Source organism: Clostridium lamae, assembly GCF_033043255.1.
GTDB classification, from domain to species: domain Bacteria; phylum Bacillota; class Clostridia; order Clostridiales; family Clostridiaceae; genus Clostridium; species Clostridium lamae.
Genome location: NZ_JASCQJ010000033.1, coordinates 1 through 23,461, shown reverse-complemented (window position 1 = coordinate 23,461; position 23,461 = coordinate 1). Strand labels below are relative to the sequence as shown.

Genomic DNA, 23,461 nt, shown 5'->3' with positions numbered 1-23,461 from the left:
GGAGGTAGTATATGGATATATACTTAAGATCATTAGAAATAAAAGATTTAGATGAATATTGGGAAGTAGGATTTGAAAGACCTGATAAGGATGTGAATTATTATACTGGAACAACTAATAATCCAAGTAAGGAAGAAATCCAAAAGTTTATAGAAAAAAGCTCAAGTGATGAAGAAAGAAAACATTTTTTAATTTGCAATAATAAAGATGAGATTATAGGTGAAATCGTACTTATAGATATAGATGAAGAGTATAAAAGTTGTAGTTATAGAATAGCTTTATTTAGTAAAAAATATTTTAATAAAGGAATAGGATATAAAGCAACAAAAGAAGTATTGAAATATGCCTTTAAAAATTTAGGCTTACACAGAGTGGAATTAGAAGTATTTGATTATAATCCAAGGGCAAAGGCAATGTATGAAAAATGTGGCTTTAGGGAAGAAGGCATAAAGAGAGATGCATTATTTATAAATGATAAATTTTATAATGTGCATATAATGTCTATTTTAAGTGGTGAGTTTATGGAGGATTAATCATGCTTGTAAAAAGAATATTTTGGATTAATAAATATTAATCAAATTGAAGGAAAAGCAACTTTTAGAATACTTCCTGTGGAGAGAATTGGAGTGTTAAAATAATTTATAAATAATGTAACAATATATTTCTTTGTTTTGTATTACTAATATAAGGAGGTTGTTATTATGAAGAAAATGTTAATTTATATTTTAGGTATTGTAATAATTGCATTAGTAGGATGTACTAATACATCAATGACTAAAAATGAAGTATTAATAAATAGGACTAAATTTGATATTATTCAGGATGAACTTAAAGAAATACCAAAGGATTATGATTTAGAAGAAGGAATAAATAAAGGACATTTAATTTTGTCCTACGATAATAGGAATTTAGATATAAATATACTTAATAGATTTATAGAAGATTCTAGTAAAGGAGTTTCGTCTGAGATAATAATAGTACAATATACTATTGAAGGGGATCCAATACTAACTAAGTTAAAATATGATGGAAAAAGTTATTATGGAGCAATAGATACTACAAGAGATAAGTTTGGAGTTGGAGATTATTATATGTTCGAATATCTTTATTTGAAGAGTTATAAAAATAATAATGAAGATATATATTATTTAGTTAATGATAATGCATTAACTAATGATGATATAGAATCTATTTTAAAAAGTGAAGAAAATTATAATGCAATGTACTTATTTACTATAAATAATATGTAAAATATAGTATATGAAGATTTATAGGAGCATAGGTTGTTATTTACCTATATTTAAGTGGATTATGAAGGAGTTTATATGGATGCTCAAATAATAATAGTATTGATATTAAATTTTATAATTTCATTAATTGGAACATTAGCATATTCTACAAGATTAGTAGGAGTTAGAACAGGGAAAATAGCTGTGACTTTTGCTGTATTTAATGTACTTATGATAGTATCTAGAACAGCAGTAACTTTTCAATCTCCTTTATTAACAAAGTTTGTTGCAACTAATCCTAATAGTAATGAGCTAATTAAAATTTTTAATTTAATAATTATAATTTCTGGTTTAGCGTCTATAGTTGGAGCTTTTTTAATTCCAACCTTCCAAAAGGCATTTAGTAAAGCTGTAAATCATTTTTCAATTGAAAAATCCATACCAAAGTTAATTATTCATAGTTTTTCAAAAACTGGGGTTAAATATATGAGGGATAGTATAGCGATTCCAGTAAAAGAGAGTTTAACAAGCATTAATTTTAAAAATCTTCCTAAAAGAATTTTATTTTATAATTGTATTTCTGTCACAATAATGACTGCAGGAGCATTTGCGCCTATATATGCAGGTAGTATAGTTCCTGAACTTGGAACGGTTTGCTTATCACTTTCACCAATTATTAATGGTACTGCAACTATATTAACCTCTATTATTATTGATCCACATTTATCCATAATGACTGATGATGTTGTTGAGGGAAAGTGTAGTGAAGAAGACTTTAGAGGTTGTGTAATTGGGATGGTTGGTAGCAAGATTGTGGGGACTTTTGCAGCATTAGTATTATTTATTCCGGCATCATACTTAATAGCTTTTGTTGCAAACTATATATAAAAATTTTATATTGATTTTCAAATAAAAATAATATTAAATTTGGAGCTGTTTGAGAGTTACTTAATGAATAATCTTATATATTATTAATAAAGGTTGCTGTAAAGCGACCTTTATTTTAGTGCTGATATTATTTATATATATTTAGTTCATAAATTGAGATATTTATGCAGATTATAGGATTTGTTTATACGTTTACATCTGATATCATAAAAGTATCAAAAGAAAAGAGAAAATTATAAAAGATTAAGGGGGATTTAAAAATGAAAAAAGTTTTAGCTACATTATTATGTGCTTCAATGATGGTTGGTATGATTTCATGTGGTCAAAAGACAGAGACAACAGGATCAGCAGGTGAGGATACAGGTTCTAAAGAGTTAGTTGTTTATTGTCCTCATCCATTAGAGTTTATTGATCCAATAGTAGCAGAGTTTGAAAATGAAACTGGAATTCAAGTAGAGGTTGTAGCAGCTGGTACTGGAGAATTATTAAAACGTGTCGAATCTGAAAAGGACAACCCACTAGGCGATGTAATGTGGGGGGGATCAATAGGAACATTACAACCAAAGGCAGATTTGTTTGAACAATATAAATCAGTTAATGAAGACGATATACTAGATCAAAATAAGAATGTTGAAGGATCAATAACAAGATTTTCTGACATTCCAAGTGTAATTATGGTTAATACTAACTTAATTGGTGATATTAAAGTAGAAGGTTATGAAGATTTATTAAATCCAGAATTAAAAGGAAAAATTGCTCATGCAGACCCAGCAAAATCCTCATCATCATTTGAGCATTTAGTAAATATGCTTTATGCAATGGGTAATGGAGATCCTGAAAAAGGATGGGATTATGCAGATAAGTTAGCTGAGAATTTAGATGGTAAATTATTATCAGGTTCATCTGCTGTTTATAAAGGAGTAGCTGATGGAGAATATACAGTTGGTTTAACTTTTGAAGAAGGTGGAGCAAAATATGTTAAAGATGGTTCACCTGTAAAGCTTGTTTATATGGAAGAAGGAGTTATTTCTAAACCAGATGGTGTTGCAATAATTAAAGGCGCTAAAAATATGGACAATGCTAAGAAATTTATTGATTTCGTAACTAGCAAAGAAGCTCAAACATTAGTTGCATCTGAGTTAAGCAGAAGATCTGTAAGAAAAGATGTAGATCCAGCAGAAGGTTTAAAGGCTATGGAAGATATTAATATTATAAAAGATGATGCAGATGTAGTAGCAGCAAATAAACAAGTTTGGATAGATAAATTTAAAGAAATATTTACTAGTAAATAAAGATGATTTTAAAATTAGTCTACTTCATAAAAGTTGTAGACTAATTTTCTAAAAAGGAGGAAGTAAAAATGAGCGTTTCAATTAAAGCAAGAAATATAATTAAAAAATATGGAGATAATGTTGTAATTCCTAATTTAAATTTAGATATAGAAAATGGAGAATTTTTCACTCTACTTGGGCCTTCAGGTTGTGGTAAAACAACATTTTTAAGAATGATAGCAGGTTTTAATAGCATTGAAGGTGGAGAGATTTATTTTGAAGATAAAGTTATCAATGATATTCCAGCTCATAAGAGAAATATAGGTATGGTATTCCAAAACTATGCTATTTTTCCTCACTTAACTGTAAAGCAAAATGTAGAATACGGACTAAAATTAAGAAAGCTTACAAAAACAGAAATGGAAAAGAAAGTTTCAGATATATTAAATGTAGTAAAAATAGATGAATATAAAGATAGATTACCTGAAAGATTGTCAGGTGGACAACAACAAAGAGTTGCTTTGGCAAGAGCAATAGTAATTCATCCAAGCGTTCTACTTATGGATGAGCCCCTTTCAAACTTAGATGCGAAATTAAGAGTTGAGATGAGAAGTGCTATAAGAGATGTTCAAAAAGAGGTTGGTATAACAACTGTTTATGTTACACATGATCAAGAAGAGGCACTTGCAATTTCTGATAGAATAGCTGTTATGAAGGATGGAATAGTTCAACATGTTGGAACTCCAAAAGAAATATATACAAGACCTAAGAATGTTTTTGTATCTACTTTCATAGGACATTCTAACTTGTATAAAGGAACTATTGAGATAAAAGATGGAACAACCTTTGTTAAGTTTGAAAAGGGCTACACTGTAAAAATGGATAATTTAAAAAACAAAGTTGAAAATGGACAAAGAGTTATTCTAGCAGTAAGACCAGAAGAATTCATTATTTCTAATAAAGGATTAGAAACTAAAATAAAGACAGCAACTTTCCTAGGAAGATATACTAATTATGAGATTATTTTTAATAATGATGAAGTATTGGAAGGGCAACCATCTATAGAATTATCACAAGACATTGGTACAGCAGAACATATTTATAGTGAAGGAGACAGTCTATTTTTAGAGGTGAATCCTAAGAAGATTAATGTTTTCACTGAAGATGGAGAGGAAAACTTAGTAAAAGGAAGTGAAAACTAATGGCAAAAGAAAAAGTAAAGTTTAAATTAAAATTTGATTTTTGGACCATTGTAACTTTGGTAATAGCACTTATATTTTTACTGTTTTTCATATATCCTTTATTCTCATTATTTTTAAGTGGATTTAAAGATGCGGCAACTGGTGAATTTACATTTGCTAATTTTGCGAGGTTTTTCCAAAAGAAATATTATTATAATGCATTAATAAACTCTTTTACAGTTACTATTTGTGTAACAATTTTAGCTATATTAATAGGTGCACCTTTAGCATATTTAACTACTGCCTTTAATATTAAAGGTAAAAAGTTAATAGAAGTATTAGTAATTATTTCTATGCTATCACCACCATTTATAGGAGCTTATTCTTGGGTATTACTTGGTGGTAGAAGTGGCGTGATTACTAAATTCTTTGAAAATTATTTTGGAATTAGTCTTCCTCCTATTTATGGTTTTGCAGGGATTCTTTTAGTTTTCACACTTAAGCTATATCCATTTATATATTTATATGTTTCTGGAGCATTAAAGAAAATTGATGTATCTTTATTAGAAGCAGCAGAAAGTCTTGGATGTAAACCAATAAAAAAAATAGCTACAGTAATATTGCCATTAATACTACCAACTCTTTTAGCAGGTGGATTACTAGTATTTATGAATGCTTTAGCTGATTTCGGTACTCCTATGTTAATAGGAGAAGGTTATAATGTAATGCCTGTATTAATTTACTCAGAATTTATTAGTGAAGTTGGTGGACAAGCAAACTTTGCAGCAGCTTTAGCTACAATAATGGTTTTAATTACTTCTATAGTATTTATAGTACAAAAATATGTAGTAAATAAAAAATCTTTTACAATGAGTTCATTAAGACCAATGGTAGCTAAAAACTTAAAGGGTGTTAAAAATATATTTGCACATTTATTTGTTTACTTTGTTGTATTTCTTGCTATAATACCTCAATTAACAGTAATATATACGTCATTTTTAAATACAAAAGGTTCAAGATTTGTTAATGAGTTTTCATTGAAAAGTTATACAACTGTATTTGATAAACTTGGATCTGCAATAACAAATACCTATACTTATGGAATAATTGCTATAGTAATCATAGTTATTCTAGGAATGTTCATAGCTTATATATCAACAAGAAGAAAAAATGCACTTACATCAGTTATTGATACTATAACTATGTTCCCATATATAATTCCAGGCTCAGTACTTGGTATAACTTTACTACTTGCATTTAACAAAAAACCATTGGTTTTAAGTGGTACTTTTGTTATAATAATAGTAGCATATGTAGTAAGAAGGTTACCATATACATTAAGATCAAGCGCAGCAATACTTTATCAAATTAGTCCTAGTATGGAAGAAGCATCTATTAGCTTAGGTTATTCTCCAGTTAAGACTTTCTTTAAAGTAACAGCTGTAATGATGTTACCAGGAGTATTTGCAGGAGCTATACTTAGCTGGATAACAGTAATAAATGAGTTAAGTGCGTCTGTTATATTATACACAGGCGGTACGAAAACCTTATCAGTATCTATATATACTGAAGTTATAAGAGCAAGTTATGGTACAGCAGCAGCCTTATCTACGATATTAACGATTACTACAGTAATATCATTATTAATATTCTTTAAGTTTTCGGGAAGCAAAGAAATTAATCTTTAGAATAAGTATACTTGTAAGGGCCAGCTTTGCTGGTCCTTTTTTGTAATAAGGGGAACGAAATTATGGATAAAAAAATCAAGAAATACAGTGATGTTATTAGAAGTACAATAATTTGGTATGCTATTGTACCTATAATATTAGTTTCTTTAATTGCTTATATAGTTTTATTTTTATGGGGTAAGAATTTAATAGTTAAAGAAAATAATAATAGTAACAATAATGTATCAGAATTAATGAAAGAAAATTTAACTGAATACAGTTCATTGATCGATACTATGTCACTTGATGAAGGGTTAATCTCTATAATTCAAGAGGGTATGGAACCACAAAAGGTGTACGAAGTCTTATATAAATTTGTTAATAAAAGAACAGTGAAAAGTAATTTTTATGTTTTTGATAAAGAAGGAAATATGATTATCTCTAACAAAAATATTAAACCAGAGTACATCAATGAGGACAATCTCTTTATGTGGGGTATATTTAGTAGAATGAAATTAAGACAAAAAGAAGTAATTACGATGGTTAATAAAGTAGATGAAGGTAAGTATGCATATGGTATATTAACATTAGGAAAAGCTATTATTTATAATAATGAAATTATAGGGTATATACTGTTTGACTTTTCAGAAGAAGATATTTTCGATTTGATTACAGGATATACCACAAGTGATATTATTATTACAGATAGGCATAATATCATAGCTGCAACAAATAACAAATATAGTGATCAATTATATAGATTAAAAAATGAATTTAGGCAAAAGTATGGATATGTAAAGATTGATGGAAATAGATATTACATAAAAACTACCTCATTAAAAGAGACTAATCTTAGTGTTTATTCTATAACTAATCTTGATGTTTTTAATAGAGCCTTTTTTGTAGGAGGAATTTTTCTATTTGCTCTTTTTTTAATTATTTTCTATTTAATGCTCTTTATATCTAAAAAGGTATCTTATAGTAAGACAAGTAAAATTGACGAAATTGTAAAAGCTATTGAAAGTATTCAAGAAGGGAACTTACATACTAAGCTAGAAATTAATTCAGAAGATGAGTTTGGAATAATTGCAAAAGCTTATAATAATATGTTATTAGATATTAAGAATTTGATAGAAAGTAATAAGGAAGAAGTGGCACTTAGAATGCAAAGTGAAATAAAGCAACTAGAGGCACAATTTAATCCTCACTTTCTATTTAATACTTTAGAGACAATAAGAATTATGATAAAGCTAGATAAAGATGCAGCTGGAGATATTATTATAAATTTATCCTCACTTTTAAGGTATGGAATTAATAATGAAATACATTCAGTTAAACTAAGAGATGATATCGAATATATCAATAGTTATTTAAAGATATTAAAATATAGGTTTGGAGATAAGTTGCAATTTAAAATAAATATTACAGAGGAAGTTTTAGATGCAGTTGTACCTAAATTGTTATTACAGCCAGTTATAGAAAATTCAATAAAATATGGCTTTGAAAATAAAGCTTCAATTAATATAGAAATAAGTTCAATAATTAAGGATGGCAAGATAAATATTGTAATAAAAGATGATGGTTCAGGAATTGAAAGTGAAAGAATGAATTATTTAAAAAAATTATTAAGTAAAAAGCAAAATGATACTGATACAATAGGACTATATAATATTAGAAAAAGAATCCAGCTTATTTATGGAGATGAATATGGACTTGATTTACAAAGTGTTGAAGGAGAAGGAACAAATATCACTATAGTTTTACCTTACTTAAGAAAGGAGGTTTAAATATTGTATAAGCTAATAATAGTTGAAGATGAGGAAATAATAAGGAAAGGATTAGTTCATACCATTGATTGGTTATCATTGGGGTTTATTGTCGTTGGAGAAGCTGAAGATGGTGAGGATGGGCTAAAACTTATACGAGATTTAGATCCAGATTTAGTAATTACGGATATTAAAATGCCTTTTATTAATGGATTGGAAATGCTTAAAATAGCAGGAGATGCTAGAGATTTCGAAAGTATAATTTTAACTAGCTATGGTGAATTTGATTATGCTAAAAAAGCAATTTCTATTGGAGTAAGTGACTATATTTTAAAGCCTATAAATGAATCAGAGTTGTTTGAAACAGTATTAAGAATTAAGGAAAAAATTGATGAAAGAAAGATTTACGAGAAGATTAAGAGTCATACTGAAAATAAAGGTAAGTTTGAATTAACAAATCTCAAGATATATATTGACTCAAAAGAAGTTAACACTTATGTAAAGTATGCAATAAATAAGATTAAGGAAGAGTATAATGAAAAACTTAGTATAGAAGGATTAGCAGATGAACTTGGAATTAGTCCAAGTTATTTAAGTAGAAAGTTTAAAAAAGAGACATCATATACATTTTTAGATATGTTAAACAAATATAGAGTACAAAAAGCAGTTGAATTAATGATGAAGGAAAAAGATAGATATAGGGTTTATGAGATTGCAGATATAGTTGGTTTTGGGGATTATAAGAATTTTTGTACTGTATTTAAAAAATACACTAAATTTTCACCTAAAGATTTTATGAAGGGTAATAGTATTATATTTAAATAATTTACTATATTGTGTTTATTAGATGGAAATATATAATGTAGATATAGGCTAATTTCTTTTATAAGAATAAAAGTTAATATTTACTGAGATAAGATTAATAGCTTATATAAAAATAAATTAATTAGGGGAAGAGAAATGAAGAGTGCAGAATATTATATAAAAAATCTTAATATGAATCCACATATAGAGGGCGGATATTTTAAAGAATCTTTTATTTCAAGTGATGAAGTCAAAAAAGATAAAAAATTATGGAGTAGTATTTATTTTCTTTTAAGAACAGGTGAAGTTTCTAATTTTCATAGATTAAAATCAGATGAGTTATGGTATTACCATGATGGGGAAGCTTTAACAATTTATATGATAACTCCGGAAGGAGAGCTTATAACAAGTCAATTAGGTAAGAATATAGATAATGGAGAGAGTCCTCAAATACTTGTTCCAAAAGGATGTATATTTGGCTCTGCAATGAATAATGATGGATATTCACTAGTTGGCTGTATGGTTTCACCAGCTTTTGAATATAATGAATTTGAGTTATTTAAAAGAGAGCATCTTTTAAAGTTATATCCTAACTATAAAGATATAATAATTAAGTTAACTAGAGAAAATTAAGAAATACATATTTAGAAAACTGAATAGTAAAATTAATAAAGGAGTTGTTACAACAACTCCTTTATTAATTTATATAAATGCTTTATATATTGAATTTATTCCTCTTTCAAAATCATCATTTTCAATACCAATTAATATGTTTATTTCGCTAGATCCCTGGTCAATCATTCTTATATTGATATTTGCTTCACTTAAAGAATTAAATACTTTAGCAGCTACACCTTTATTTGAAGACATGCCATTTCCAACTGTGGCAATTAGAGCCATATTAGGGTGAACTACTATGGAATCAGGAGTGCAAGTCCTTTTTATTTCATCAACTAAAATGTCTGTTTTGTTTTTCAATTGTGAATCAGAAATTACAACACAAACAGTATCTATACCAGAAGGCATATTTTCAAAGGATACATTATTTTGTTCTAATACTGATAATACTTTTCTACAAAAACCTAGCTCAGAATTCATCATTGCTTTTTCTATAGAAATAACTGTGAAGTCCTTCTTACCAGCTATTCCTTTTATTGGATTATCATAATCCGGTTCCATATCCTTAACAATTAATGTTCCTGGATCATTTGGATTATTAGTATTTTTAATATTAATTGGTATTCCGGCATCTCTTACTGGAAATACAGATTCCTCATGTAAAACAGAAGCACCCATATAAGATAATTCCCTTAGCTCTCTATAAGTAATTTTTCTAATCTGCATGGGATTTTCTACTATTCTTGGATCTGCCATAAGAAAACCAGAAACATCTGTCCAGTTTTCATATAAATCTGCATTAATACTGGCTGATACTAGAGCACCAGTAACATCTGAGCCTCCTCTGGAAAATGTAACAATATTACCATTAGTATCACTTCCATAAAAACCTGGAATTACAAATCTGGTATTGTTTTTAAGAACATTTTGTAAAGCTATATATGTAGCTTCAGTATCAATACATCCATATTTATTAAATAATATAACATCTTTAGCATCTAGGAATTCAAAATCAAGATAATTTGCAAGAATAATACCATTTAAGTATTCCCCTCTACTTGCAGCATAATCTTTAGATGCTCCATTTTCAAGATCTTCTTTAATCTTATTTAAATAATAGTCAATATCTAATTCAAGATTAAGCTCTGATACTATGTCTTTATACCTTTTTGATATTAGATTAAAAACATCATCTAGTGGAATGCTTGATTCTATATGACCATGACAAAGATATAAAAGGTCGGTGATTTTGAAGTCTTTAGTATTTCTTTTTCCTGGTGCTGAAGGAATAACTATTTTTCTTTTATCATTAGATAAAATAATGTCCTTAACCTTCTTAAATTGATTAGCATCAGCTAAAGAACTACCCCCAAATTTCGTTACAATATTATTCAATTTTTAGCCCCCTTAAAATAATTATTTACTATATATTAGCAATAATATAATAAAATCTCAAATAAATTTTATAGAATTATTATATAATTTTTATTTTATTTATATAAATAAATAAAAAAACTGTTAGTAGTGCTAAAGCATAAAAAATTTGAGAGAAATCAAAATATAATAGTTTCTTTTAAGAAAATGAGATTTACAAAAAATGCAATAGAAGTTAGTTTATTATATAATTAAAATGATAGATCTTAATTTGGGGGAGCTGATAATTTAATGAAGGTTATTAAAAGAGATGGAAGTATCGTAGACTTTGATAAAACAAAGATAAGAGAAGCCATTACAAAAGCTATGAAAAACGGAAGCGGTATTTATTTAGGTGACATAGCAAAACTTATAGCAAATGATGCTGAAAAATATTTCCGTAATGAGAAGGAAACACCTACAATAAATAAAATTGAGGCGTATGTCTACGAAAGATTACTTCACTATGGACAATCTGTAACAGCAAGATCATATGAGGGCTATAGAGCTGTTCAGGAATTTAAAAGAAATACAAATACTACAGATGAAAGCATTTTGAGTCTTTTAAATAAAACTAATGAGGATGTAATTAAGGAAAATTCAAATAAAAATTCTGTAATAGCTGCGACACAAAGAGACCTAATAGCTGGAGAGGTTTCAAAAGATATTTCTAGAAGAAGACTTATTCCAGCACATTTAGTTCAAGCCCATGATGAAGGAGCAATTCATTGGCATGATATGGACTATACACTTGCACCAATTTTTAATTGTTGTCTAATTAATTTGGAAGATATGCTTGAGAATGGAACTGTTATAAATGAAAAATTAGTAGAATCACCAAAATCCTTTGGAACTGCGTGTACAGTAACAACACAGATAATGGCTCAAGTATCTAGTAATCAATATGGTGGTCAAAGTATTACTGTAAAGCACTTAGCTAAATATTTAAAGGTTACTGAAGATAAAGCATATAAGCATTATTTAGAGTTATTAGGTGATGAAGAATTAGCTAAGAAACTTGCTTATGATGCTAAGATGAAAGAACTAAAAGATGGGGTTCAAACAATAAGATATCAATTGTCAACTTTACAAACAACTAATGGACAAGCCCCTTTTAGTACTATTTATTTAGAAATAGAAGAAGGTCATCCTTATGAAGAGGAGATGGCATTAATTTGTGAAGAAATGATAAGGCAAAGATTAGAAGGAATGAAAAACTATAAGGGACAAGAAATTGGAGAAGCTTTCCCGAAATTAGTTTATTTATTAGATGAACATAATTGTCTTGAAGGTGGAAAATATGATTACATAACTAAATTAGCAGCAAAATGTACTGCTAGAAGATTGGTTCCAGATTATCAATCAGCTAAGATAATGAGAGAGAATTATGAGGGAAATACATTTCCACCAATGGGATGTAGATCTCACTTATCTCCATGGAAAGATAAAAATGACGACTATAAATGGTACGGAAGATTCAATCAAGGGGTAGTAAGCTTAAATTTACCACAAATTGCTATAATAGCAGATGGTGATATGGAGCTGTTCTGGGATATGCTTAATCAAAGATTAGAACTTTGTAAAGAAGCTTTATTAACAAGACATAATATGTTACTTGGAACTCTTTCAGATGTTTCTCCAATTCACTGGCAACATGGTGCTATTGCAAGATTAAATAAAGGTGAAAAGATAGATAAATTATTAAAAGATGGATATTCTACATTATCATTAGGTTATGTAGGAATACATGAGATGGTTCAAGCTATGATCAAAGAAAGTCATACAACTGAAAGTGGAGAAAAATTCGCTTTAGCTGTAATGAATCATATGAATGAAACTTGTCAAAGATGGAAGAATGAAACGGGATTAGGTTTTAGTTTATATGGTACACCAGCTGAAAATTTAATTTATAGATTCTGCAAGCTAGACAAAGCAAGATTTGGAATTATACCAAATGTTACTGATAAACTATATTATACTAATTCATATCATGTTCATGTTTGTGAAGAAATAGATGCATTTAGTAAATTAAAATTTGAATCACAATTCCATGGAATTAGTTTAGGTGGTTGTATTTCTTATGTTGAAGTACCAGATATGACTAAGAATCTAGACGCAATAGAACAAATAATTAACTTTATCTATCATAATATTCAATATGCAGAGATAAATACTAAACCAGATATATGCTATAAATGTGGATATACTGGAGAAATAAAATTAGATGATAATTTAAATTGGTATTGCCCATCTTGTGGAAATAATGATGAAGCAGAAATGCAAGTAATGAGAAGAACTTGTGGATATATTGGAACAAATTTCTGGAACAAAGGAAGAACGGCAGAGATAGGGGATAGAGTATTACACTTATAAGGGTGGTTTTTTATGAACTATGCAAAGATTAGAAATTTTGATGTAAGTAATGGACCAGGAGTAAGAGCTACACTTTTTGTAAGTGGTTGTACAAATAATTGTGAAGGTTGCTTTAATAGGGAGTTACAAGATTTTAACTACGGTGAAAAATGGACCAAAGAAATTGAAGATAAATTCATTATGCAAGTAATGAATCCTAATATAGTAGGAGTAAATATTTTAGGTGGAGAACCTATGGATCAAATTAACGATGGAGATCTACCTAGATTATTAGAAAGAATTAAGAATAAAACAAATAAAAGTATTTGGTTATGGTCTGGTTATCTTTATGAGGATATATTAAGTTGTAATAAAAAAAGTAGTATTTTAAAATATGTAGATGTACTTATAGATGGAAGATTTGAATTAGATAAGAGAAATATATCATTAAAGTATAGAGGGTCAAGTAATCAAAGAGTTATTGATGTAGTTAAGAGCAAGGAATCTAATAAAATTGCAATAATAGAATTATAATTAAGAGGTATTTAGCAAGAAAATTAGCTTGCTAAATACCTTTTTTATTAATCTTTGACAAAATATGTATTTTATATGATAATTATGGTATTGATTTTTATATGAATAGGGGTTTTATAAATGCTTAACAATTTAAAAGTAAGTGTTAAAATTATAATTTTGACATTAATACTAAATATAATAATGATAATCATTGGAGTAATAGGAATAACTCAATTAAGTAACGCAAACGAAAGAATGAAAAAGATATATGATGAAAATTTTAAGTCAGTGTTTATTTTGTCAAACGCTCTTAGTGAGGAATCGAAAGTTGAAGAGAATATATATAATATTATCTTAAATGTAGACAATCCTACATATCAAAAAAAAGAATATGAAAAACTACTTATAAATCAAAAAAACTTTGATACCTCATATAATGACTTTAGAAAAATAAATATTGATGATGATACCACTAGTAAAGCAGCAATAAATATTGAAACTAAATTAAAAAACTATAGAGAAAAACAAAAAGAAGTAGTTGATTTGGCGATAGATGGAAGAGGAGAAGATGCTAAAAAAAGATTTCAAGAAATTGAACTTGAAATTGGTGAAGGGCTAAGATATGATTTGAATAAATTAGCATCTTATTGTAGCTCATTAGCGGAAAATATAAAAATTGAGAATGAAAAAAAAGCTCAATCAATAGTAATATTAGTAAGCTTGAGTACAGGAATAGGATTGTTAATTGGAATAATATCAGCTATTGTAATTAGCAGAAATATAGTAAAACCACTAAATATAGCTGTAAATGAAATGAACATAATTTCTGAAGGAGATTTATCTAGAGAAATTAATAAAAAATATCTAAAAAGAAAAGATGAACTTGGAATTATATTTAATAATCTAAATTCAATTAAGAAATCATTAAGTGGATTAATAAAAAATGTAAAAGAACAATTAAAAAATACAGAAGGTGCTATAAACAAAATTAATAAGAATATATATGATTTAAATACAAGTTTAGAAAGTATGGCAGCTACATCAGAGGAAGTAACTGCAATTATGGAGGAAACATCTGCATCTACCGAGGAAATAAATAAGTCTATTTTCAATATAGAATCTAGTATAGAATCTATAGATAATAAGGCTAAAGAAGGAGCTAAAATATCTAAAGAAATTTCTAATAGAGCTGTAGATAATAAGAAATTTATTACTAAAGATTTAAAGAGTGCCAATAGTATTTTAAATGATTCAAAAGTAGTATTAAAGGAAGCTATTAATCAAACGAAAGTAATTAATAAAATTTATGAATTATCAGAAATAATAATAGGAATCACTGAACAAACAAATCTTTTAGCGTTAAATGCATCTATTGAAGCTGCTAGGGCAGGAGAAGCTGGAAGAGGATTTGCAGTAGTTGCAGAAGAAATTAGGAAGCTTGCGGAAGCATCTAAAGAATCAGTAATTAAGATTAAGAATACAGGTAGTGATATTTCTAATTCAGTTAATGGATTAATAAATGGATCAAATAGTTTAATTAAGTTCATGGATGAAGATTTACAAAATGAGTTTGATAATATGATAAGTATCATAGATACATATGAGAAGGATGGCAGAGTAATAAATGATATAATTAATGAATTTAGTAAAATTTCTAATGAACTATTAAATGCTATAAAAGAAATATCTGATGTTACAAAATCTGTTTCAAAAGCAACTATTGAAGGAACTAATGGAATAACAAATATTACAGATAGAATTTTAGAAGAGAATAAAAACTCAGAAATATTTATAGCAAATTCAGATTTAGCAATAGAGAGTTCAAATAATTTAAAGAAATCTATTGAAGTATTTAAAATTAATTAAAAAAAAGATACGCTGTACATTATACAGGCGTATCTTTTCATTATTCAGATAATATTTTTTTTACATAATTGGGTAACATAAAAGCACCTTTGTGTAAATCAGTATTATAGTACTGAGTAGATAATTCTAAGGAATTCCAATAGTTTTCATCAAGATCTTTTATAGGATCTAGGTTTTTAGAAGCAAAACAAAACATCCAATGTCCTGATGCATATGTTGGCATGTTGTATTGGTATACTTTGCAAATATCAAATAAACTATTTAATTTATCAAAAGATCTCTTCATTTCTTTGGAATTATTAGGGTAGTAAGGACTTTCACATTGATTTATTAATATACCATTTTCACTTAATGCTGAGTAACAATTTTTATAAAAATCAGTAGTAAATAATCCCTCACCTGGTCCGATAGGGTCAGTAGAATCTATAATAATTAAATCATATGCACATTTTTTGTTCTTAATAAATTCAATACCATCTTTAAAAAATAGATTTACTCTTTTATCATCTAATTTGTTTGATGTAAAAGGTAAGAATTCTTTAGAAGCTCTAACAACAGCTTCATCTATTTCAACCATATCAATTTTTTCAACAGTATTATATCTCGTTAGCTCTCTAACAGTACCGCCATCTCCAGCACCTATTACTAGAATATTTTTTATGTGTTTATTTGTAGCCATAGCAACATGAGTTATCATTTCATGATAAATAAATTCATCTTTTTCAGTAACCATCGTCCAGTTATCAATTACAAGTACTCTTCCAAATTCATAAGTATCCAGTATATCAATTTTTTGAAATGGACTTTGCTCAGAATACAAGTGACTTTTAACTTTCATGGAAAAATTTACGTTTTTTGTTTGGTTTTCAGTATACCATAATTCCATATCCATATCTTATACCTCCATTTTATGTTTTACTTGAATATTGTCGTATGCACCATTTGAAAAAGTTTTAACTTTATCAACTAAGCCCCTTGCAACTTCTGTAGATTCACTTCTTTCAGCTTTTAGCGCATCCTCAAGATACTTAAATGCAAGCCAAGGATTAACAGTATCACCACAGGTAAATAAATCTACTGATGCATAACCATATTCAGGCCACGTATGAATTGTAAGATGAGATTCCTGGATTATAACAGCACCACTTACTCCCCAGGGATTGAATTTGTGGAAACAGCTTGTAACAATAGTGGCATTAGATGCTATTGCAGCCTCTTTCATATGCTCTTCTATAATACTATGATCTTTTAGAATATCCTTGTCACAATTATAGTATTCCACTAAAATATGTCTTCCTAGTTGTTCAATTTTCATAAAAATCCCTCCAAATTATAAATTTTATTTCCATCCAATAGATAAATATTTAATTAATAAAAATGCTTCACTCATGAAACCTCCTAAAATTACATAAAAGTTTAGTAATAGTAAACTTGAAGTTAAACTATACTAACTATATAATTTTAGCAATGGTTAAGAATCTTGTCAATTAAGAATTCTGTACAAAATATATACGAAATTACGGTGAATATAGTTTTGTTATATGAGTATAGATTTTTATTCAGTATTGAAGGAGTAATCTTTAGATATAGTTAATAAATAGAAAAAGAGATGGAAGAATTGTATAGAACTCCTCCATCTTTTTAGTGTATCTAAAGAATATAGATTTTAAAATGCTCTTAAAAATGCTAAGATAATTAACATTGTTCCGGATAGCCAAGAAAGGTTTAAATTTACACTTTCTATAAATTTTTTCCCTATATGTGCTCCTAATAAAATAGCTGTAAGACCAATTATAATGGAAATAATAAAAACTTGAATGTAATTAATTACTATTAAACTACTACCAAATCCAACAGCTAAACTATCTAAAGATAAGGCTATAGATAAGTATATAGCTTCTCTATATGATAAAATTTTAGATTTATCAAAGTCAGCTTTTATTTCATTAGCATAAATTTGAAGCACAAAATGAAAATCAAATAATTTGAATTTTAGTGGAGATGAATCTGTCGATTTATTGTTTATATAAGATTTTAATAGCCCTTCAAACAATCTATAAAAGCCTAGTAAAAGCAAAATCACAAAACTAATAATTTTAGCAATATTTATAGAAATAAAATTTTGAAAAAAGCTCCCAACTATTAATGAAACTCCAAGCATACTTGACGATATAATTGAAACTATCAATGCAGAAATTAAAGGTATTTTAATCTTACTGCTTCCGTATGAAATACTTGCTATGAATGAATCTATAGATACAGATAAAACTAATAATAAAATCTCTATCATGCATTTATCCTCTGAAAAACATTGATAGTATATATTATAAAAAAATATATATAAAGTTACATAAAATGACTTTATATATTAAAAATTATATAGTATACTATAAAAAATTATGTTTTAATATAAAATAAAGTGGACATTTAAAATAAAGGAGAATAAAATGGATAAAAAGAATACAAATATTGGTGAAGATGAAAAAGTTATAATGAGCTTTTTAGATGAAAATGGAGAAAAAGTAGATTTTGAAGCGGTAGCAAAAGTTTATTTAGAAGAAGTAGAGTATTTACTTTTAGCTCCAGTAGATGATGAAAGTGAAGATATTTATGTATTCAGAGTAGATGAAGTAGATGGTAAGGAAGAGTTAAACTTAGTTGAAGACGATAAAGAATTCCTTGCAGTAAAAAAGGAATATAAAAAACTATTATATTAATCGGAGGTTATTATGGATAGCAATAATATAATTGAAATACTTGAAGAAAATAATTTTACTGAAATAGAAGAACTAAAAAATGAAGATGGAGTTTTACTTGTAAAGTTCTATTTAGATTTTGATGAAGATGTATTAAGTGCGGCTAGAAGTTATTCGAATGAAGAAAGTGATTATGAAGAAGAAAGTAGCGAATGGTATAAAGAATATTTTATACCGTATCTTTATGACTATGGTAATGATGAAGCTGTTGATGTTATAGAGGAAATTGTTGAAGAGTTAGATATTGCTGGAGAAATAATGGCATTTCAAATAAGTTCATCGAATTTTGAATCTATGCAATTTATGGCATTATTTACAAGTGAAGAAGTAGATATTACAATAGAAGATGTAGCAAAAGAATTTATTTTTTAAAGGTTTACTTCAAAGGGAAAATATTCTATTGCATGTGCAAGAATTTATGATATAATTAAATTATAATAAATCCTGAGATGTGCGCTAAGCTTATAATATTCAACCTACATTGAATATACGGGATGTGCAAAAACTAAGAGTATGTCAGGCTCTATATATTCATATTAATATGACAGGAGAAGGCAGAGGATTGGTGAGCATAACCCACCTGCGAGGAGCAGGTATGAATATTTAAGTGACCGGCATGTTGGGAATATATATGTATTTAATACCTCAATATATGAGGTATTTTTTATTTTAAGTATTAAACTGTTTTTGAAGTTTAATACTAATAATTTAACATATATAATTTATACAAACATAATTAAAATTCAGTTAAGTTTTTAAGCAACCCTTTTAAAAATATTTCTACGCAAGTTTTTTCTAATATAATTAATATATATATTCTTTTGAGACTTGTAAATTAACTTGTCCAAATCTTGTGATAAATAAATTATTAGTTTATTGCTAGGAGAAAGGTATTTTAATAAAAAATTAAGTATATTTCTTTTTAGCCTTAATTTTCTTCTGCTTTTCTTAATCATAGTAAGCACCCCCATTTATTTACAAAATCTATCGACTTATAACAATATTATACCAAAAAGTATAAATATGTAAAATGAAATCATAAAACAAAAATCTACAATAAAGAGTAAATTTTTACTTTTTAACAGTAATAAATTCTGTTATAATTCCATAGATAGGCTAATATTAATGATTGTAAATAATTACGTATGTCGAAAGTATAAAAGTTGATATTGATTAAAAATGAAGGTAAAATGAAATTAAGTATTATTTTAAGAAAGGATGTACTAATGATGGATATTAAAGATATGAAGATAGATGATGTAATAAAGAGGATAAATGAACTTTATAAAAAAAGTAAAGAAGAAGGATTAAACGAAGAGGAAAAAGAAGAACAACAATTACTAAGAAGAAGATATATTGATAATGTAAAAAATAACTTTAGAGCGCAATTAGAGACGGTAGAATTAAAAAAATAGAAAATAAAGGGTGATAAATATGTCAGTTACTGTTGAGAAGTTAATAAAGGATTTTGACTTAGAAGTATTATCAGAAGGCGAAAAAGGGATAGAGATTTTAGTAAATGATATAAATAGACCAGGATTACAGCTAACAGGATTCTATAATTATTTTGCTCCAGAAAGAATACAGGTTATAGGAAAAGCCGAATGGAGCTTTTTAGAAACAATGGGAGTAGAGTTAAGAAAAAAAAGAATAGATAAATATTTTAGTTTCAACTTAAAATGCCTTATTATAACAAGAGATTTAGAACCACAACCAGAATTAATAAAGGCAGCATTAAAGAATAAGTGTTGGTTACTTAGAACAGACTTAGTAACGACTAAATTTATAAGTAAATTAACAATTTATCTAGCTGGTAAATTAGCGCCTGAAACGAGACTTCATGGAGTTTTAGTAGATGTTTATGGAATAGGAATTTTAATAACAGGAGAGAGTGGAATTGGTAAAAGTGAAACTGCGCTTGAACTTATTAAAAGAGGCCATAGATTAGTAACTGATGATGCAGTAGATATAAAAGAAGTTGATGGAGAGCTTATTGGAAAATCTCCACGAATTACTATAGGTATGCTTGAAGTTAGAGGTATAGGAATTATTGATGTAGCATCACTGTATGGACTAAGCTCTATTCTTCCTGAAAAGGATATACAACTTCTTATGCACTTTGAGCATTGGAAAGATGATGGAGACTATGATAGATTAGGGTTAAATGATGAACGTCAAGATATTTTAGGTGTGAAGGTGAAAAAATTAAGGGTACCAGTAAGACCAGGTAGAAACATTGCTGTAATTATAGAAGCTGCTGCAGTTAATTTTAGACACTCTCTTATGTCAGATGTTACACCTGTAGATATAATTGAGAGAAGAATGGATAACATAATAGAATAAAATAAAATATATGTTATATGGAGGATCATATGGGTAAGTGTGATGGAAATAAAAACCCTTGGTTAAATTATCAAGGAGAAAAAAGAGATGAGTTATTTGATTTTTGTAAAGGATATATTGATTATATGTCAATATGTAAAACTGAAAGAGAATGCGTATTAACTAGTATTGATATGGCGATGGCTTTTGGTTTTAGAGATTTAGAAGATATTATAGCAAATAACGAAAATTTAAAAAGTGGAGATAAAATATATGTAAATAATAAGGATAAAACTGTAGCCTTATTTATAATTGGTGAAGAACCAATGGAAAAAGGAATGAGAATCTTAGGTGCACATATTGATTCACCAAGACTGGATTTAAAACAAAATCCATTATATGAAGATACAAATTTAGCAATGATGGAAACTCATTACTATGGTGGAGTTAAAAAATATCAATGGGTTACACTTCCACTAGCTTTACATGGAGTTGTAGTAAAAAAAGATGGAACTAAGATAGATGTGGTAATTGGAGAGGATGATAGTGACCCAGTAGTAGGAATATCAGATTTATTAATACATTTATCACAAGATCAGCTTCAAAAAAAGGCAAATGTAGTAATTGAAGGGGAAGATTTAAATATACTAGTTGGAAGTATTCCACTAGAGGGTGAAGAAAAAGATGCTGTTAAAGCTAATATATTAAACATATTAAAAGAAAAATATGATTTTGAAGAAGAAGACTTTATATCTGCTGAAATAGAAGTTGTACCAGCAGGAAGAGCTAGAGAATATGGCTTAGATAGAAGTATGGTAATGGCTTATGGTCAAGATGATAGGGTATGTGCATATACATCTTTAATGGCTATGTTAGATGTAGATAAAACTAAATATACAAGTGTAGTATTATTAGTTGATAAAGAAGAAGTTGGTAGTAATGGAGCTACAGGTATGCATTCAAAATTCTTTGAAAATACAGTTGCAGAAGTTATGGATAGGCTTGGTGAGTATTCAAGCTTAAAGTTAAGAAGGGCATTAACAAATTCCAAAATGTTATCTTCAGACGTCTCAGCGGCATTTGATCCGAATTATCCATCTGTAATGGAAAAGAAGAATTCTGCTTATTTTGGTAAGGGACTTGTATTTAATAAATATACAGGTGCTAGAGGAAAATCAGGATGTAACGATGCTAATCCAGAATATATTGCATGGCTTAGAAATATAATGGATAAAAATAATGTTGTATATCAAACTGCAGAGCTTGGAAAGGTTGATCAAGGCGGTGGCGGTACTATAGCTTACATATTAGCAGAATATAATATGGAAGTTATAGATTGTGGCGTAGCCCTTCAAAATATGCATGCTCCTTGGGAAATTGCAAGTAAATTAGATATTTATGAAGCTATGAGAGGATATAAGGCCTTTTTAGAAGAAGAATCAAATTAATATTAAAATAAAAGCTGTATAGATATAAGATTTTTTACTTATATTTATACAGCTTTTTATTTCCACCTATTTTATTCACATATTTAAAATGTGTGAATAAAATATAACATGGTGAGGAGGGATATTATGAATTTCGATTGGACAAGATTTAAGAACTATGGTTTGTGGGTATCTATTCTTGCATTAATACCAATGATATTAAGTGCTTTTGGTGTAAATATAGTTCCAGAAGAATATCAAGCTATAACTAATACTATATTATCTATATTAGTTGCATTAGGTATAGTTAATAATCCAACAACACAAGCAAAATGGTTTAATGATGACAAAATAAATAAATAGGCTTAATAATATTTTTCTCTGGGGCATGTAAAAGTGCCCTTTTTTAGTTAGAAATATTTGAAAGGTATAACAAAGTAATATAGAATTAAATTAATACAATTATAAGAAGTGAGAGTGTATATGAAGATTGGGGAATTTAGTAAGATAAATAAAATAAGCATAGAAACTGTTAGGCATTATATAGATTTAGGCCTTGTTATACCATATAAAAATAAGTCTCAATATGAATTTAATGAGAAATGTCAAAAGGAGCTAGAGGATGTTTTAAATTTAAAATCCTTAGGCTTTACATTAAATGAAATTAAATCTATTTTTATTTATGAAACTTTAGGAAAGCTTAGTGATTCAGAAACAAATAATGTATTACAAGATATATTTACGCTAAAGCAAAAAGAAATAAGGGGAAAGATAAATGAGTTAGTAGAAATAGAAGCTAAATTGATAAAGCAATTAAAAAATATAAATATAGCAGATTCAAAAAGAAACTTTGAATTAGGAATAGATATAAAAAATTTAAATTTATTGTCATGTATTAATTGTGGAGAAAATTTAAATTTAGAAGAGGGAAATATAAAAAATAATCAAATAATGGAAGGTAAGCTAAAATGCACTTGCGGTATGGAGTATGGTATTGAATCTGGAATATTAATTGTTGATAAGCATTCTATAAGAAAAGGAGAGGGAGAGTATATAAATATAATTGAAGATTATATAAAGGAAACAGATGAAAATTATATTCTAAACGTAAGGAAGGGATTGGACTGGGTATGTAATGAACTTCTTAAAATTAGATTTAATAATAAGGTGATATTAGAAATAGGAACAGGTTTAGGATTTTTATTAAGAAATCTATATGACAATTTAAATGATGACAGTATATATATTGCAATAGATAATAATATTGAAAAACATATTTACTTAAAGTCAGTAATTGAAAGAAGTAAAACTAAAAAAAATATAATATTTATTTGTACAGACTTTAAATATATACCTATAAAAAAAGAGTCTATAGATTTATTTTT

23 protein-coding genes and 1 other RNA gene are annotated in these 23,461 nt (G+C 27.6%); 20 read left to right on the top strand and 4 right to left on the bottom strand.

Going from position 1 to position 23,461, the window contains the following annotated elements:
* The first annotated feature begins 11 nt into the window (after positions 1–11).
* From QK892_RS13820 to QK892_RS13780, 9 genes are all read left to right on the top strand, one after another.
* Positions 12–533: a GNAT family N-acetyltransferase gene (locus QK892_RS13820; RefSeq protein WP_317274125.1), complete on the top strand. Its 522-nt coding sequence runs from the start codon at positions 12–14 to the stop codon at positions 531–533.
* A gap of 168 nt (positions 534–701) precedes the next feature.
* Entirely contained in the window at positions 702–1,250 is a 549-nt protein-coding gene (locus QK892_RS13815; RefSeq protein ID WP_317274124.1) for a DUF4362 domain-containing protein, read from the top strand.
* 75 nt (positions 1,251–1,325) lie between these two features.
* Entirely contained in the window at positions 1,326–2,117 is a 792-nt protein-coding gene (locus tag QK892_RS13810; RefSeq protein ID WP_317274123.1) for a lipid II flippase Amj family protein, read from the top strand.
* Between the two features lie 260 nt (positions 2,118–2,377).
* Complete coding sequence (locus tag QK892_RS13805; RefSeq protein WP_394855036.1) at positions 2,378–3,409, top strand: extracellular solute-binding protein; 1,032 nt, start codon at positions 2,378–2,380, stop codon at positions 3,407–3,409.
* Between the two features lie 68 nt (positions 3,410–3,477).
* A complete protein-coding gene (locus tag QK892_RS13800; RefSeq protein ID WP_317274122.1) occupies positions 3,478–4,590 on the top strand; it encodes an ABC transporter ATP-binding protein in 1,113 nt (370 codons plus the stop codon).
* Positions 4,590–6,257, top strand: coding sequence for an ABC transporter permease (locus QK892_RS13795; RefSeq protein WP_317274121.1), 1,668 nt, complete (start codon positions 4,590–4,592; stop codon positions 6,255–6,257). Before QK892_RS13800 ends, QK892_RS13795 begins: the two co-directional genes overlap by 1 nt.
* Before the next feature lie 62 nt (positions 6,258–6,319).
* Positions 6,320–8,023, top strand: a complete 1,704-nt coding sequence (locus QK892_RS13790; protein WP_317274120.1) for a sensor histidine kinase — start codon at positions 6,320–6,322, stop codon at positions 8,021–8,023.
* Between the two features lie 3 nt (positions 8,024–8,026).
* The gene (locus QK892_RS13785; protein WP_317274119.1) at positions 8,027–8,827 is read left to right on the top strand and encodes a response regulator transcription factor; all 801 of its coding nucleotides are present in this window, start codon (positions 8,027–8,029) and stop codon (positions 8,825–8,827) included.
* Positions 8,828–8,962: 135 nt separating this feature from the next.
* Positions 8,963–9,439 carry a cupin domain-containing protein gene (locus QK892_RS13780; protein ID WP_317274118.1) on the top strand — a complete coding sequence of 159 codons (477 nt, stop codon included), beginning with the start codon at positions 8,963–8,965 and terminating at the stop codon, positions 9,437–9,439.
* Positions 9,440–9,508: 69 nt separating this feature from the next.
* Here the strand turns inward: QK892_RS13780 and QK892_RS13775 are convergent, their stop codons facing one another.
* The gene (locus tag QK892_RS13775) at positions 9,509–10,819 is read right to left on the bottom strand and encodes an aspartate kinase (RefSeq protein ID WP_317274117.1); all 1,311 of its coding nucleotides are present in this window, start codon (positions 10,817–10,819) and stop codon (positions 9,509–9,511) included.
* Positions 10,820–11,089: 270 nt separating this feature from the next.
* On the opposite strand from QK892_RS13775, the gene nrdD reads away from it, so the two are divergent.
* From nrdD to QK892_RS13760, 3 genes are all read left to right on the top strand, one after another.
* Positions 11,090–13,210, top strand: coding sequence for an anaerobic ribonucleoside-triphosphate reductase (gene nrdD / locus QK892_RS13770; protein WP_317274116.1), 2,121 nt, complete (start codon positions 11,090–11,092; stop codon positions 13,208–13,210).
* Positions 13,211–13,222: 12 nt separating this feature from the next.
* Positions 13,223–13,723: an anaerobic ribonucleoside-triphosphate reductase activating protein gene (nrdG, locus tag QK892_RS13765; RefSeq protein ID WP_317274115.1), complete on the top strand. Its 501-nt coding sequence runs from the start codon at positions 13,223–13,225 to the stop codon at positions 13,721–13,723.
* A 120-nt stretch (positions 13,724–13,843) separates the two neighbouring features.
* Complete coding sequence (locus tag QK892_RS13760; protein ID WP_317274114.1) at positions 13,844–15,571, top strand: methyl-accepting chemotaxis protein; 1,728 nt, start codon at positions 13,844–13,846, stop codon at positions 15,569–15,571.
* A gap of 40 nt (positions 15,572–15,611) precedes the next feature.
* On the opposite strand, the gene speE is transcribed toward QK892_RS13760, so the two are convergent.
* From speE to ytaF, 3 genes are all read right to left on the bottom strand, one after another.
* Positions 15,612–16,457, bottom strand: a complete 846-nt coding sequence (gene speE, locus QK892_RS13755) for a polyamine aminopropyltransferase (RefSeq protein WP_317274141.1) — start codon at positions 16,455–16,457, stop codon at positions 15,612–15,614.
* A gap of 9 nt (positions 16,458–16,466) precedes the next feature.
* Positions 16,467–16,886: an adenosylmethionine decarboxylase gene (gene speD, locus QK892_RS13750; protein WP_317274113.1), complete on the bottom strand. Its 420-nt coding sequence runs from the start codon at positions 16,884–16,886 to the stop codon at positions 16,467–16,469.
* Between the two features lie 351 nt (positions 16,887–17,237).
* Positions 17,238–17,861 (bottom strand): sporulation membrane protein YtaF, encoded by a 624-nt coding sequence (ytaF, locus tag QK892_RS13745; protein WP_317274112.1) that lies wholly within the window; start codon positions 17,859–17,861, stop codon positions 17,238–17,240.
* A gap of 157 nt (positions 17,862–18,018) precedes the next feature.
* On the opposite strand from ytaF, the gene QK892_RS13740 reads away from it, so the two are divergent.
* From QK892_RS13740 to QK892_RS13705, 8 genes are all read left to right on the top strand, one after another.
* Positions 18,019–18,288, top strand: coding sequence for a DUF1292 domain-containing protein (locus QK892_RS13740; RefSeq protein ID WP_317274111.1), 270 nt, complete (start codon positions 18,019–18,021; stop codon positions 18,286–18,288).
* 12 nt (positions 18,289–18,300) lie between these two features.
* Complete coding sequence (locus QK892_RS13735; RefSeq protein WP_317274110.1) at positions 18,301–18,699, top strand: hypothetical protein; 399 nt, start codon at positions 18,301–18,303, stop codon at positions 18,697–18,699.
* 66 nt (positions 18,700–18,765) lie between these two features.
* A non-coding RNA gene (gene ssrS, locus QK892_RS13730) (6S RNA) lies at positions 18,766–18,957 on the top strand.
* A gap of 599 nt (positions 18,958–19,556) precedes the next feature.
* The gene (locus QK892_RS13725) at positions 19,557–19,742 is read left to right on the top strand and encodes a DUF896 domain-containing protein (RefSeq protein ID WP_317274140.1); all 186 of its coding nucleotides are present in this window, start codon (positions 19,557–19,559) and stop codon (positions 19,740–19,742) included.
* 19 nt (positions 19,743–19,761) lie between these two features.
* Entirely contained in the window at positions 19,762–20,670 is a 909-nt protein-coding gene (gene hprK, locus QK892_RS13720; protein ID WP_317274109.1) for an HPr(Ser) kinase/phosphatase, read from the top strand.
* Positions 20,671–20,699: 29 nt separating this feature from the next.
* Entirely contained in the window at positions 20,700–22,097 is a 1,398-nt protein-coding gene (locus QK892_RS13715) for an aminopeptidase (protein ID WP_317274108.1), read from the top strand.
* A gap of 126 nt (positions 22,098–22,223) precedes the next feature.
* Positions 22,224–22,439, top strand: a complete 216-nt coding sequence (locus tag QK892_RS13710; protein WP_317274107.1) for a phage holin — start codon at positions 22,224–22,226, stop codon at positions 22,437–22,439.
* 120 nt (positions 22,440–22,559) lie between these two features.
* The coding region (locus QK892_RS13705; RefSeq protein WP_317274106.1) for a MerR family transcriptional regulator at positions 22,560–23,461 on the top strand (902 nt) is incomplete at its 3' end.